The organism is Candidatus Villigracilis saccharophilus, from assembly GCF_016711665.1.
This window is the reverse complement of sequence record NZ_JADJSO010000052.1, coordinates 67,353-81,127: the sequence shown is the minus strand read 5'-3', so window position 1 is coordinate 81,127 and position 13,775 is coordinate 67,353. Positions and strand designations below refer to the sequence as shown.

General features: G+C 50.9%; 11 protein-coding genes and 1 tRNA gene. 6 read left to right on the top strand and 6 right to left on the bottom strand.

From position 1 onward, the window contains the following. Positions 1 to 47 precede the first annotated feature (47 nt). The 6 genes from IPL17_RS16640 to IPL17_RS16615 form a co-directional block, all read right to left on the bottom strand. On the bottom strand, positions 48 to 1,085 hold the full coding sequence (locus IPL17_RS16640) for a DUF2891 domain-containing protein (RefSeq protein ID WP_345308205.1): 1,038 nt from the start codon (positions 1,083 to 1,085) through the stop codon (positions 48 to 50). Positions 1,086 to 1,149: 64 nt separating this feature from the next. Beyond that, positions 1,150 to 2,214 (bottom strand): NADH:flavin oxidoreductase/NADH oxidase, encoded by a 1,065-nt coding sequence (locus tag IPL17_RS16635; protein ID WP_345308204.1) that lies wholly within the window; start codon positions 2,212 to 2,214, stop codon positions 1,150 to 1,152. 38 nt (positions 2,215 to 2,252) lie between these two features. Next, complete coding sequence (locus tag IPL17_RS16630) at positions 2,253 to 3,767, bottom strand: COR domain-containing protein (RefSeq protein WP_345308203.1); 1,515 nt, start codon at positions 3,765 to 3,767, stop codon at positions 2,253 to 2,255. Between the two features lie 979 nt (positions 3,768 to 4,746). After that, positions 4,747 to 5,109: a GxxExxY protein gene (locus IPL17_RS16625; RefSeq protein WP_345308202.1), complete on the bottom strand. Its 363-nt coding sequence runs from the start codon at positions 5,107 to 5,109 to the stop codon at positions 4,747 to 4,749. Positions 5,110 to 5,873: 764 nt separating this feature from the next. Then, positions 5,874 to 5,946: transfer RNA gene (locus tag IPL17_RS16620), tRNA-Arg, on the bottom strand. 94 nt (positions 5,947 to 6,040) lie between these two features. Continuing rightward, entirely contained in the window at positions 6,041 to 6,670 is a 630-nt protein-coding gene (locus tag IPL17_RS16615) for a response regulator (RefSeq protein ID WP_345308201.1), read from the bottom strand. A gap of 417 nt (positions 6,671 to 7,087) precedes the next feature. Between IPL17_RS16615 and IPL17_RS16610 the strand changes: the two genes are divergently transcribed. The 6 genes from IPL17_RS16610 (at position 7,088) to IPL17_RS16585 (ending at position 13,774) form a co-directional block, all read left to right on the top strand. Beyond that, entirely contained in the window at positions 7,088 to 8,062 is a 975-nt protein-coding gene (locus IPL17_RS16610; protein WP_345308200.1) for a MoxR family ATPase, read from the top strand. Further along, the gene (locus tag IPL17_RS16605; RefSeq protein ID WP_345308199.1) at positions 8,059 to 9,372 is read left to right on the top strand and encodes a DUF58 domain-containing protein; all 1,314 of its coding nucleotides are present in this window, start codon (positions 8,059 to 8,061) and stop codon (positions 9,370 to 9,372) included. The genes IPL17_RS16610 and IPL17_RS16605 overlap by 4 nt, the downstream gene beginning before the upstream one ends. Continuing rightward, on the top strand, positions 9,345 to 10,244 hold the full coding sequence (locus tag IPL17_RS16600) for an MBL fold metallo-hydrolase (protein WP_345308198.1): 900 nt from the start codon (positions 9,345 to 9,347) through the stop codon (positions 10,242 to 10,244). Before IPL17_RS16605 ends, IPL17_RS16600 begins: the two co-directional genes overlap by 28 nt. A 154-nt stretch (positions 10,245 to 10,398) precedes the next feature. After that, positions 10,399 to 11,325: an ornithine carbamoyltransferase gene (gene argF, locus IPL17_RS16595; protein ID WP_345308197.1), complete on the top strand. Its 927-nt coding sequence runs from the start codon at positions 10,399 to 10,401 to the stop codon at positions 11,323 to 11,325. Positions 11,326 to 11,427: 102 nt separating this feature from the next. After that, on the top strand, positions 11,428 to 12,630 hold the full coding sequence (gene rocD / locus IPL17_RS16590) for an ornithine--oxo-acid transaminase (RefSeq protein ID WP_345308196.1): 1,203 nt from the start codon (positions 11,428 to 11,430) through the stop codon (positions 12,628 to 12,630). Between the two features lie 58 nt (positions 12,631 to 12,688). Beyond that, on the top strand, positions 12,689 to 13,774 hold the full coding sequence (locus IPL17_RS16585; RefSeq protein ID WP_345308195.1) for an alanine dehydrogenase: 1,086 nt from the start codon (positions 12,689 to 12,691) through the stop codon (positions 13,772 to 13,774). The last annotated feature ends 1 nt before the right edge of the window (position 13,775 follow it).

The following is a 13,775-nucleotide window of genomic DNA, read 5'->3' as shown; positions in this document are numbered from 1 at the left end:
AAACGACTTGTTTATTTCTTTGGTTATAGACCACGAAGCGTTAATCACTAGCCCCCGCTCAAGTAGAGCATTGCATAACACGCCAGCCAATGTTCCACCATGTAGTCGGAACCTGTCACAGCCCCCATGCTCGCCTGGGCGTGGGCTGCTATTCTAGCTTCAAGATGCGGCCTGCGTTTATCATCATCTGGCAGGATCGCATTTAAATGCTTCCAAACAAATGCCCGATACAGGTTCAACCCATGCAGATGTGCCAGTTGGCCGTCCGATGCGTCGGATACGAACGCGGGTTGAAAGAGTGACCTGGGACTCCCAGATGAAAGCCCGGGCAGGAACGCATCCAGCCACACAAGAAATTCTTCGCGTTCGAGAACGAGACTCATCAAATCCACTTCTGTCAGGGCGGGCGAGAGGAAATCACTGCCGCCTGGTTCGTAACCAGCAGGATAGTCCCGATCTTCGCCATACCATTGAGTTGCAGCCTGGGTGATGGCATTCAACAGGCGCGGATCGCCTTGTGCTGATAAATACTTTGCCCACGGCACCGAGCGCGCCAGACCGAACGCGCTATTGCTATGCATCCCCACGCGGATCGGATACGTCGCCTTCGGGAGCCATGCCAGGAACAACTCGGTGATTACATCGGCAAGTGGACGAACAGTTGCAAGCCATTTTGCGGCCGCTTCATCTTCCCAAAGGGTTAGCTCGTTGACAAAGGTCAACGCCCAGCCCCAACCGTATGGGCGTTCGAAACGCGAACGGGAACGCAGATATGAAGCTTCTTGTAATAATGCTGGTTCTGTTAGATGCGCACCGAGGACTTCCAATGCCTTCATCTTATCAAAGGCATTAGGTGTCAGGCGCAGGAGACGGATCAAGGCCCAATGCATCTCAACGCTTGAATGCCAGTCGAAGCATCCGTAAAAGGCTGGGTGCGCTTCACGCGGCGTTGGACGATCCTCGGGACCCGTCATCATGTGCTGCATTTGATTCGGGTATTCCTGCTGGATGGAGTTGATGATCGTTTCCGCATAGGTCGCGGCTACTTGCTCAAGAGAAGTCTTCGCGTCTTGAAAATAGTTCATTGGAAAGTCCTGTTAGTTTGAATTACGACCCCGCCCAACGTATAAATGTTCATGGCTTACTTTTTTAGAAGGCACGCAGGTATTGAGGCGGGACAGGCGCGGGCTGTTTGAGGACTTGGGCAGCGTGCAGCGCCCAATACGGATCGCGCAGCATTTCGCGTCCCAGTAAAACCAGATCGGCGCGTCCGTTGCGGATGATCTCGTCTGCCTGTTCTGGTGCGGTGATCAAGCCCACCGTGGCTGTTAGGATATCTGCCCCATGCCGCACGGCTTCCGAAATGGGCACCTGATAACCAGGTCCAGCGGGGACTTTAGCTTGCGCCACTCCGCCGCCAGAGGAACAGTCAATCAGGTCAACTCCTTCTGCTTTGAGATGCCGCGCAAGTTGGACTGAATCCTCCACGCTCCAGCCTCCATCCACCCAATCCGTGCCTGAGATGCGGACGGTCAGTGGCAGCCGTTCGGGCCAGACCTCGCGAACGGCACGGACGGTTTCCAACAGGAATCGAATGCGGTTTTCAAAACTGCCGCCATATTCATCACTGCGCTGGTTGGAGATGGGCGAATAGAAACTATGAAGCAGGTAGCCATGCGCCGCGTGGATTTCGAGCCATTCAAAACCAGCGGACAACGCGCGCCCAGCGGCGGCGCGGAATGAATCTTGAATCTGACGAATCTCATCCACGCTCAACTCATGCGGAACGGCGTAATCATCGCTGAACGCAATCGGGCTGGGACCAACTCCCTGCCAACTGGGCAGTTCGTCGGGATGGCGCGGCTTTCCACTATCCCACGGGCGTCTCGAGCCAGCCTTTCTGCCTGCATGCGCGATTTGAATTCCAGCCACAGCCCCGTTCTCTTTGATGACGCGAGTCACGCGCGAGAGCGGCTCGATGTGCTCATCCGACCAAATGCCAAGATCGTAGGGGGTGATGCGTCCGATCGGGTCAATGGCGGTGGCTTCGGCAATGATCAGCCCTGCGCCGCCCACTGCGCGCGCTCCCAGGTGAATCACCTGCCAGTCGTTGGAAAATCCGTTGATGTAACTGTACATGCACATCGGCGAAACGCCAATGCGATTCCGTAATGTGATGTCTTTGATGGTCAGCGGTTCGAAAAGATGGGACATGGGTATCTCCAGATTAAATCAGGGATGTATTGATCGCTTTACTTCTTCACTTCGTTTTCATCACCAACAATGATCGTGCTGCCGTTGGCATCACCACCGATGCTGATGTTCGTCACATTGCCATACTGTTTGCGTTGATATTCACTCTCGACGCCGTTCAACATCTGGCTGACATTGACTGCGACCAATTTGCGTCCGCTTTTTACGTGGGTAGTTTCGATCCCTTCCCGTTCCATCATCAGCAGAGTCTCATATTCCAACGGATCAGCATCTGACACCCCAGGCACGGGGACATACTTCTCTGGATTCAATCCCTTGATCGATCCATGTATTTCATCCAACTGATATCGGATCGCAGACAGCGCATCTCGCCGCGTGTGCTCGACTCCCTCAATTGCAATGGTGATCTTGCGGTCTTCAATATCGGCTTTGACCAGAGCGGTGTTCTCGCCAACCTTTAGCACGACGCCAGTGCGCCAGACGAAGTGATCTTTGATCTTCTGGTTCATACGAACGATAAAGCGGGTGATGACGCTGGAGGGCAGAACGGGATAGGCATACTCAAAGGCAGGGATGCCGTTGAATTTCAGATCGGACTGGTCTTTGGGTAGCAGGTCGGGTACGAGAAAAGTTATGTCAGGCTCGATGTCGTAGCACAGTTCAAACTTCTTCATCATATCAACAATGAAAAGACGTTTGTTTTGCGGGTATTCTGACGTACTCAAAATATGATCGAGCAACGGCAAAGTCAAAACACCTTTGTTTGCAAAGAGCGCTTTGTCATTCAGGATTTTATAAACTCCATTTGTCACCCACTGCGGATTAAGAATGCCCAACTCAGCCAAACGACGATCATCCTGAAAGTGCAGGACAACGCCGAGGTCGTGCAGGAAGCCGATCAGCGTGCGTTGACTGGTCTCGTCGCTAACTTCGTTCTCGGCGCACAGTTCGAGATATTTATCGTAGGTGATGAAATTGGCATCGCGCCCCAGTCCTTCCAGTTTGGTTTTGACAGTAAACCAGGCTTCAGGCAGCAGATCGCGGACGTGCGGCATGTTGTTGACCTTTTCGGCGATGGCGGCCTTGAGTTCTTCGATTCCTGCACCTGTGGCAGCTGAGGTTTCGAGGATGCCGATGATGTTGGGATATTTCTTTTGCAAGCCCGTGCGGTCAATGTCGAGCGGGTGCTGGTCAATTTTGTTGCCGACAATCAGCACAGGTGACTCTCCGCCGAAGGATTGAATGATCTTGAGCCAGTATTCAACACGGTTTTCTGCCTGAGTTAATCTTGAATCAAGAATCAAAAGGTAAAGACTGCGCTTGGTGAGAAAGAACTGGTGCGTGGCGTGCATGATTTCCTGCCCGCCGAAATCCCACAAATTAATAATAATATCTTGTTTGTCACTATGGGGACCATAATTACTCTTTACATGCCAACGGGCAATTGCGATGCCCTCTGTTTTGCCAACCATGCGATCGAATTTTCCGCTGATAATTCGCATTACGAGAGATGTTTTCCCTACCGCGCCTTCCCCCACTAAAATGAGTTTCATTTCATGAATAGGTAACGATCCGGTTGCACTTTTCTGTATCGAAAAATAATAGTTTAATATCTCAGAAGGACGGTCAATTCGATCTGCTATTTCAATAGGAATTGTCAGGGCATTTCCTCTCAAATCAAGATGTGACAGCTTTTTTAGGTTGACAAACGATGGAGACAACTGAGTTATATGATTCAGTCCTGAATAATGTTCGTAGGTGTTCCAATCCCCGCCTTCATCGTCCGACTCCCCTTCTTCATAGTCATTTGATAAATCAAGAAATTCAAGGTCGGTGAAGCTCCCGATTTCGGGTGGAAGAGACGATAAATTATTTCCTCTCAGGTCAAGATATTTCAGCTTTTTAAGTTTGCCTATTTCAGGAGGTATGAATTCCAGGCCAAGGTCAGAACGATCAATCGTTGTGGAGCCATTAACTATATATTTATGATTGCCGCCCCTAATGGTAAGCGATTCCAAGTTCGTAAGTTCCCATAATTGCGATGGAATCTTAGTTATTCTGTTAAGAGTTAATGTCTTTGCTCCCGATAAGGCAGCCTCTCTTATTTTGCGTAGCGCCTCTTCATAAGATTCAATTTCTTCCATGTAGACTCCTTGCAGTGCTTTCCAGACTCATGCAGTGGGGGGCAAATCTTCGTGTTGCATGCCAAAGCCTTTTGCCTTAACCTTGATTTTCCTAATTTGCTTGATTGCCCTGATGTACAAGACTTCAAATCATGGTCATCCTCTAATCCTTCTAATCATGGTTAAGACCTTTCATACATTTCAGCGAAGTGTTCCATCAACAGGCGGTGGACGAAGATATATCCGCCACCGACGCGGCGCAGGAAGATCAAGTCAACGCAGTGGTTGAGATTTACGGGATTTCCCTAATCATGGTCATCTTGTTATAAACCTTCCTTCAATCATTGCATTAAACATAAGATGCTTTTTCAAGGTAATCTTCTAATCCTTCAAATCATGGTCGAGTTTGTTATTGTGAACGCGCTTGAATTGTAATCTCTTTTGCGCCGAAATTGATCAACAGACCAATTTCCATTTTGTACGCTTCGAGATAATTCATGGCTTGGGCAAGATGGGCGTCCTCCAATTGGATGACCGCTTTGAGTTCGACCATAATCAGGTTTTCGATGAAGAAGTCCACGCGGCGTGTGCCGATCTCCTGTCCGCGATAATGAATGGACATTTCCTTTTCACGTTCAAAGGCAAGATTGTGATAAGGAAACTCAATTTCCAGCGCGCGTTGATAAATGACTTCTTGAAAGCCGTTGCCCAGCGTGGATTGGACCTTCATGGCGGCGGCAATAATACGGCGGGTCAAATCTTCATGCTGCATACCTTGATTTCCTTGATACCCATGATTATCTTAACTGTGATTACCAGATTCCCTTGAGACACAAGACGCCCAATCATGGTAATCCACCTTTTCTCCCCTCCTTTCCGCCCTGCCCGCGGGGGGCGCCCCGGTTCCCCGGCTCTTTCTCCCCCTTTTTTTTTCCTTCTTTTTTTGGAAATCCTTGCCTAATCTAAGGTTAAGATGTTGAAGAATTTTTGGATGATGGTTTGGTGACGGTGTTATTGTCCCCGATAATGACAGGCTATCCACTACATCCCGCCAATGGAGATGCTTTTATTTTCAGACTGGGGTGATTTCTTTTGATCAGCCATGAGATTGGCGGTTTATCTTTTTGGGGACATATCCCCGCTCAAAGATAAATCAAGGATAGTTGAGAGGGGGAATTCTGTCAATTTACTGAATGTCACCTCTTTTTGCGGGAGTATAACTCGAACAGAAATAGTGGTCAGATTGCGATTATTACGGCGGAGTCAGCATGGAAAGACCAATGCTCTTCAAAATCTCCTAAACGGCACAGTCACTGAAGGGTTGTCTATTTATGGATGCCTATTGATGTGAGCGAAGAGATCAATCAATTGAAAGAAAGAAGGGCTGCTTATATTACGCAAGGAGACTATTTCATAATAGGAAATGCGTAGTGTTTCGGTTGCTCTACTTTGGGTATACAAAGAGGGCTTCCAGTGTTGGAAGCCCTCTTTTTGCCAAATTTAGGCGGTTTTCTGTTGATTTCGTGCCGTTTTTAGTGCCCCAGCCAGGAGTCGAACCCGGAACCTACTGATCCGAAGTCAGGCGCTCTATCCATTGAGCTACTAGGGCATGGGCGAAATTATACACGATTGCAGGCTGATTCAATTGGCAGGAAAAGGTCACTGCATCAATGGCATTTTTTGAAAGCCAGATTGGAGTACTTTCAATTCGTTCGCGATTTTGACCGTCTTTCTCGGATATGCTCGCCCAAGAGTCGGATCTCTTCCCGTTCGGCGGCCACGAGGATCAGGGTGTTTTCAAAGGAAGGTTTTTCTTCTTCCGGAACGATTTCAAGCAGATGCTTAATCTGCGCGAGGCGCGCATTCTTTTGGTTGAGCAATATTCGTATTCGTGTGCGATATTCCCCATAGAAATTAGGTCCGCTGAATTTTTCATGCGCGGGAGAATGTTCACCTTGCGCAAGGAGTTCTTCGATCGCGTGAATAAAATCTTCCATATTGATCGGCTTCTTGATAAAACGGGTCGCGCCAAGAGTGAACGCAAAGATCTTATCTTCAGGTTCAATGTAAAATGCCGAGATTAATATCACTGGAATATTTTGAGTATTAGTATTCGAACGCAATGCATTAAGCAGGCTGAAGCCGTCCATCTTTGGCATTAAGATATCCGTGATGATCAGTGCAGGACGTTCACTTTGCATAACATCCAAAGCTTCAGCGCCATTATGGGCTGTAAGCACGCGATAGCCTTTAAAAATTAGCGTTGTTTCCAGAAATTTCAAGATATCATTATTGTCTTCTACCACCAGTAAGTAACCTTGATTAATTGACATTGTCTATTTTCCTTATCAAATAATAAAATAGTAATGGCAGTTTTAATTCTGTAACCAAGTAATTACAAACTACTTTCCATGCAATTTGTACGAGCCTACCACGATTCACGGGAGAGCGCTTCTATCGCAAAGGATGGAAAAATGATGGTTTTTTTGATGCAGATGCAATATGCCAAGCCCGCCAAAAGAACCTTGGAGGGTGTAAGAGTCCAATGCAAAAACGGCTGCCCCGCTGAAATTCAATTCTGAACGGAGAAAAAGGCCGCTCTTTTCCGTGCCTTCCGTTAAATCTATGTACAAAAAAGAAGGCGATAAGGACTTAAGAACCACACTCTGAACGCCGGTGCATGACCGAAAATAGGCGCGATTGCAACCTGCATGATAGAATCAATTATCTCTTCATAAGGATGTTAATTTATGGCTGACATTAAAGAATTTAGCGAACGGGTGATCGGTAATCTGGAGAAGGTGATCGTTGGAAAGCGGCAGTCCATCGAGTTGATCGTGATCGGGTTGTTGTGTCAGGGACATGTGTTGATCGAAGATGTTCCGGGGGTGGGCAAGACGATGCTGGCGCGGAGTCTTGCGCGTTCGCTGGACTGCACATTTAATCGCATCCAGTTCACGCCGGACATGCTGCCGAGCGATGTGACCGGCGTTTCGATTTATAACCAGCAGGCGAATCAATTCGAATTCCGGCCGGGTCCCATTATTGGGCAGATCATTCTCGCGGATGAGATCAATCGCGCCACGCCCAAGACCCAGGCCGCGCTGCTTGAAGCGATGGAAGAGCGCCAGGTGACGGTGGACGGCACGACCCACATTCTGCCCAAGCCTTTCATGGTACTGGCAACCCAAAACCCGATTGAATATGAAGGAACTTTTCCGCTCCCTGAAGCGCAATTGGACCGTTTCCTGCTTCGGATGCGGTTAGGATATCCATCCATGCTGGATGAGATCCGCGTGCTGGACGACCAGCAGATACAACACCCGCTTGAAGCGCTGAGATCGGTTGTAACCTTGGTGGAGATCTTGCAGGCGGTGGATGATGTAAAGCAGGTTTATATTTCCCCGGCCATTAAAAAATATATTGTTGAATTAACAATGCGCACCCGCCAGAGCGCGGATGTTTATCTTGGAGCCAGCCCGCGCGGAAGTCTTTCGCTGGCCCGCGCAGGACAGGCGCGCGCGGCGCTGATGGGGCGCGACTTTGTATTACCGGATGATATTCAGTCGCTGGCCGTGGCTGTTTTGGCGCACCGAATTATCGTCAGCCCTGCTGCGCGTTTGAGCGACCTAAGCTCAGACCGTATCATCCAGGAGATCATTCACGCCATGCCGGTGCCGGGCGGTGATTTTGCCTCAGACCCGGAACGGAAGATATCTAAATGAAAGCTGGGCGGATCTTGCTCGCCCTGATCCTGCTGATCGGTTCTGTGGGAGTATTGACCACAGGCAAGGTCATGTACGCGCGATTTCTTTACCTGAGTGTTTTGCTGGCGATCGGCAGCTGGATATGGACGCGCTGGGCGGTAAGGGGTTTGCAGGTGCAGAGAAGCGCTCGCGTACAACGCGCGAATGTTGGCGATGTCTTTGAAGAAAAATTCAATATCTCGAATGACAGCCGCGTGATGGTGCCATGGCTCGAGGTCATGAATCAATCCTTGATCCCGTTTGCGGCTGGTTCGCGCCTGTTTACTTATCTGAGCGGTCATCACAAACAATCCTATCTTGCGCGGACATGGCTCACGCTGCGCGGAGGATTTGTGCTTGGACCGACGCGCGTTTCCACGGGCGATCCGTTTGGTTTATTTAGCGCGAGCAAAGTGATCGCGCCTGAACGCACCCTGGTGGTGTTCCCGATCATTTTTGAGATCAAGTCGTTCGTCTTCCCGCCCGGGCTTTTGCCGGGCGGACAGGTCATTCGCAGGAAGTCGGCGGATATTACACCGCACGCGGCTGGAGTGCGTGAGTACGTGCATGGCGATGCCATGAAGCGTATCCATTGGCCCACCAGCGCCCGCAGGGGTCATTTAATGGTCAAGGAGTTTGAGCAGGATCCGCAGGCCGAAATCTGGCTGTACCTTGATTCGCAAAAAGATGTGCATTACGCGAAACCATATCAGCTCGAGGAAATTCCAATTGAGATGATGATGTTTAAAAAACGCCCTAAATTTAAGCTGCCGCCAGCTACGCTTGAATATTCCATCAGCATCACCGCGTCCCTTTCACATTATTTTATTGGGCAGCGCCGCGCGGTGGGATATGTCAGCGCGGGGCAAACATTTATCGTACACTCGGCGGAACACAGCGAGCGGCAGGAGGCGAAAATTTTGGAGACACTGGCTTTTGTGGAAGCCAACGGCAGCCTTTCGATTGCGGCGCTGGTCGCCGTACAGGCGTCCCAGCTTCCGCAAGGCTCAAGCGTTATTCTCGTTACTCCAACAGTGCGCCCCGACCTTATTCACGCGGTGGACGATCTGCAGAGGCGCTTTTTGCGGCCAGTGGTTGTTTTGCTGGATGCGGAAACCTTTGGCGGTGTGCGCGGTACGCAAAATCTGGTGGCCTCTTTGCGCGAGCGGCGCGTGCCCGTTGTTATTATTAAATGCGACGCCGATCTTCCACAGGCGCTGTCGATTGTTCCGACTACAATAAATTCACAGGAAATAAGCCGATGGCAAGAACCAATATTGTCACACTAGATCTAAACTTTCAAAATAAGACCCAGGCGATCGCGTCTTATTTGATCAGACATGCGACCGGCGCGGTGCTGGTCGAAAGCGGACCGGGCTCGACTCTTTCTGCACTGCAAGCTGGTCTTGCTCGGGAAGGATTATCCCCCCGCGACATTACCCACGTCCTGCTCACGCATATTCACCTCGACCATGCGGGCGCGGCGGGCTGGTTGTCGCGTCATGGGGCGCAGGTGTTTGTCCACCCGAACGGCGCGGCGCACATGCTCAACCCTGAAAAACTCATCGCCAGCGCCACGCGCATTTACGGGGACAGGATGGATACGCTCTGGGGCGAGTTCCTGCCTGTTCTGGAGCAACAGCTCACAGTCCCGCAGGATGCGGAAGAGATCGCTATCGGGAACTTAAGATTTGTGGCCGTCAATACGCCCGGCCATGCCGAGCATCATTATTCCTATCTGTTCGAAGACCTATGTTTTAGCGGAGACGTGGGCGGTGTGCGGATTCCGGGGTATCCATATTTGCGCGCGCCGATGCCTCCGCCTGAATTACATTTTGGCAGGTGGCGCGAGAGCATTGCGCGGCTGCGTTCTTTAAAATTCACCCGCATTGCCCCCACTCATTTTGGGATTTTTGACGATGTAGATTGGCACTTGAATGAGCTGCAAAGTAAGCTTGACGCTTCTGAAAAATGGCTCGAAGAGACCATGCCCGCCGACCCGCCTGTGGACGAGTTGCGCGCCAGGTTCGTGGAATGGATGAACGAGCAAGGCCGCGCCCAAAACCTGAGCGAGGATGTCGTCACGGCCTACGCGCTGGCGAATCCGCTTGACATGAGCGTGGACGGGATGGTCCGCTACTGGAAAAAGGCAAGGACGTAATTCGATAAATGTCACGCATAATGCATGATGCATGAAACATGGCAGAAAAGGATAATAAAGATATACTCTATACGCCAAACTTCGGAATTCCCATTGGGGCTGTCGAAAAGCGGCGAATTATGAATGTTTTCAAAGTTTTTATTAAGGAGCAACCATGAAGGATTTTCTCGCGATCTCAGATTACACATCTGATGAAATTCAAGACCTGCTCGACCTGGCAGTAAAACTTAAAAAGCAGTATTTCAAAAAGGGGAACAAGCCGATATTCAAAGGTAAAGTATTGGGAATGATCTTCCAGAAGCCGAGCCTGCGCACCCGCATCTCCTTTGATATGGCCATGCGGCATTGCGGCGGTGACGCGCTTTATCTTTCACCGAGCGAGATCGGACTGGGCAAACGCGAATCCATTGCGGATGTGGCGCGCGTGCTGTCCGGTTATGTGCACGGTCTGATGGCGCGGGTTTTCGAACACGATCATGTCATGGAATTGGCAACTTGGTCTGAGATCCCCGTTGTGAATGGACTGAGTGATTACAATCATCCCTGCCAGGGCATGGCGGATGCGCTGACGATTCAGGAAAAATTCGGCGCGAAATCCAAAGGCTTGAACGTCAGTTATATCGGTGACGGGAATAATGTGACCACTTCGCTGATGCATGTTTCTGCATTGCTCGGCTGGAACTTTACTGTTGCAACTCCAGAAGGGTACGATACAAATCCAAAGGCGATCGAGATCGCCAAACGGATCGCGAAGAAAACCAAAAGCAAGCTGACCTTCCTGCGCGATCCGCATGAAGCTGTCAAAGGCGCGCATGTGATCTATACCGACACATGGACCTCGATGGGGCAGGAAGAGGAAACCGCCAAACGTGAACTGGTCTTCCCTCCATACCAGGTGAATGCGAAACTGGTAAAAGAAGCGGATAAAGACGTCATTGTCATGCATTGTCTTCCCGCGCATCGCAATCACGAGTTGACCGATGAAGTCGCGGACGGCAAGCACTCGGTCATCTTCCCACAGGCTCATAATCGTTTGCACGCCCAGAAGGCAATTCTGGCACGCTTGTTTGATGCGGCTTAAAAATCATTAACCACAAAGGAACGAAGGGTATAAAGGTTTTAAAGATTTTCCCTCGAGTTCTTTAGTGTCCCTTTGTGGTCTAACCTCTTAAAAGGATAATTAATGAATACACAAGATTTTATCAGCATGGAAGAACAGTACGGCGCGCATAACTATCATCCTTTGGATGTGGTGATCGAAAGGGCTGAGGGCGTATGGGTCTATGATGTGGAGGGAAAGAAATATCTCGATTGTTTGAGCGCGTATTCCGCGGTCAACCAGGGACATGTCCATCCGCAAATTTTGGCGGCATTGCTTGAACAGGCGAAGCGGGTTACCCTGACTTCGCGCGCATTCCGCAACGACCAATTGCCTTTGCTCTACAAAGAACTCTCTGAGATGACAGGCTACGAAATGTCCCTGCCGATGAATTCCGGCGCAGAGGCGGTTGAGACCGCTGTCAAGCTGGCGCGCAAGTGGGCATATCAGGTGAAGAAGGTTCCGCGCCATCAGGCTGAGATCATTGTCGCTTCGGGAAATTTCCACGGGCGCACGGTCACCATTGTTTCCTTCTCGACCGAACCTTCCTACCGCGATGACTTTGGTCCGTTCACGCCGGGTTTCGTCACCGTGAAATATGGCGACGCGGACGAACTGGAAAAAGCGATCACCCCCAACACCGCAGCAGTTTTGCTAGAGCCGATCCAGGGTGAGGCTGGCGTGATCATTCCGCCCGCTGGATACTTGAAGAAGGTCTCTGAGATTTGCAGGAAGAATAACGTACTCTTTATGGCGGACGAGATTCAAACCGGTCTGGCCCGCACAGGAAAACTGTTCGCGGCGCATCATGAAGATGTCCGCGCTGACGTGACCATCATCGGCAAGGCTCTGGCTGGCGGATTTTACCCGGTCTCAGCGGTGCTGGCAGACAAGGCTATTCTTGGCTTGTTCACACCCGGCGAGCATGGGTCCACTTTCGGCGGCAATCCGCTCGCGGCGGCTGTATCCCGCGCCGCGTTGCGCGTGATCCGCGAGGAGAAACTTGCGGAACGTTCACAGCAATTGGGTGAATATTTCGTTGAGCAATTGAGCGAGATCCCCAGCCCGCATATTAAAGAAGTGCGCGGACGCGGATTATTAATTGGTGTCGAACTTAAGCCTGAGGCAAAGGGCGCCCGCCGCTTCTGTGAAGCGTTACAGACCAAGGGCATCCTCGCAAAAGAGACGCACGATAACGTGATCCGTTTTGCCCCGCCGCTCGTCATTGACAGGGAAACCATTGATTGGGCGCTTCCGTCGATTCGTGAAGTTCTCAATATGGCGTAATAATTTTTGACCCTGAAGGTTTCAATGACCTTTAGGGTCTTTTATGTGGAGGCACATTATGTACATTGGAATACCAAAAGAAAGCAGACCCTTTGAGTATCGCGTGGGTCTTTCCCCGGCCGGGGTGGAGATCCTCTCCCAGAACGGCCACCAGATATTCGTCGAGCATGGGGCGGGCCTGGGGGCGGGATTCAGCGATCAGGAATACGAGCGGGCCGGGGCGCGTATCGCCTATTCCGCCGAGGAAGTCTTTGGACGGGCAGATTTACTGCTAAAGATCTCGCGTCCTTTGAAAAATGAAATGGAATGGTTGAAGGATGGCGCGATCCTGACCGGACTGCTGCACCTCGCTTCCAGTTCGCAGGATCAGATTGACCTGCTGTTGGAAAAGAAGATCACCGCGCTGGCCTATGAACAGATCACGGACGCAAGCGGCGCGCTGGCTGTTTTGCGCCCGTTCAGTTTGATCTGCGGCGCGATGATCCCGCAGATCGCGGCGCGCCTGCTGCAGAATAATTGGGGCGGTAAGGGAATATTGCTCAGCGGGCTGCCGGGCGTGCCTTCGGCGGAAGTCGTGATCATCGGCGGCGGTGTGGTGGGCATGTCTGCTACACAGGCCATGCTTGGCGCCGGCGCGCAGGTGACGGTGATCGACAAGAGCTTGAGCGTGCTGGAAAAAGTGGCTGAAAGATTCCCCAGGGCTGTAACGATGATCTCGACCAAGCGCAACCTGGAACGGGCCACCGCTTTTGCCGATGTTGTGATCGGCGCCGTGCTGGTCAGCGGACAACGCGCGCCGGTGGTGGTGACGCGCGAGATGGTGCGCGCCATGAAACCGCGTTCGATCATTATCGACGTCAGCATCGACCAGGGCGGCTGTTTTGAAACATCGCGCCCGACCACGCATGAGCATCCCACCTTTGTGGATGAAGGCATGGTGCATTATTGTGTTCCGAACATCCCCGGCGTGGTGGCTCGTACCGCCAGCCATGTGTTTTTGAATGCGGCAATTCCGTACATTCTTGAAGTTGCGAATAACGGTATTGAGAAAGTGATGGTGGAAAACCCATCCATTGAATTGGCGATTAATACACACGACGGAAAAATGCGAAACCTTGTCCGTCTGAATGCAAGTGAGGAATAAG

Bases quoted from the DNA above. Each gene is read 5' to 3' on its own strand.
- IPL17_RS16635 (WP_345308204.1), bottom strand. From the start codon at position 2,214: ATGTCCCATCTTTTCGAACCGCTGACCATCAAAGACATCACATTACGG.
- IPL17_RS16630 (WP_345308203.1), bottom strand. From the start codon at position 3,767: ATGAAACTCATTTTAGTGGGGGAAGGCGCGGTAGGGAAAACATCTCTC.
- IPL17_RS16610 (WP_345308200.1), top strand. From the start codon at position 7,088: ATGGCTGACATTAAAGAATTTAGCGAACGGGTGATCGGTAATCTGGAG.
- IPL17_RS16640 (WP_345308205.1), bottom strand. From the start codon at position 1,085: ATGAACTATTTTCAAGACGCGAAGACTTCTCTTGAGCAAGTAGCCGCG.
- IPL17_RS16625 (WP_345308202.1), bottom strand. From the start codon at position 5,109: ATGCAGCATGAAGATTTGACCCGCCGTATTATTGCCGCCGCCATGAAG.
- IPL17_RS16600 (WP_345308198.1), top strand. From the start codon at position 9,345: ATGGCAAGAACCAATATTGTCACACTAGATCTAAACTTTCAAAATAAG.
- IPL17_RS16615 (WP_345308201.1), bottom strand. From the start codon at position 6,670: ATGTCAATTAATCAAGGTTACTTACTGGTGGTAGAAGACAATAATGAT.
- IPL17_RS16585 (WP_345308195.1), top strand. From the start codon at position 12,689: ATGTACATTGGAATACCAAAAGAAAGCAGACCCTTTGAGTATCGCGTG.
- argF (WP_345308197.1), top strand. From the start codon at position 10,399: ATGAAGGATTTTCTCGCGATCTCAGATTACACATCTGATGAAATTCAA.
- IPL17_RS16605 (WP_345308199.1), top strand. From the start codon at position 8,059: ATGAAAGCTGGGCGGATCTTGCTCGCCCTGATCCTGCTGATCGGTTCT.
- rocD (WP_345308196.1), top strand. From the start codon at position 11,428: ATGAATACACAAGATTTTATCAGCATGGAAGAACAGTACGGCGCGCAT.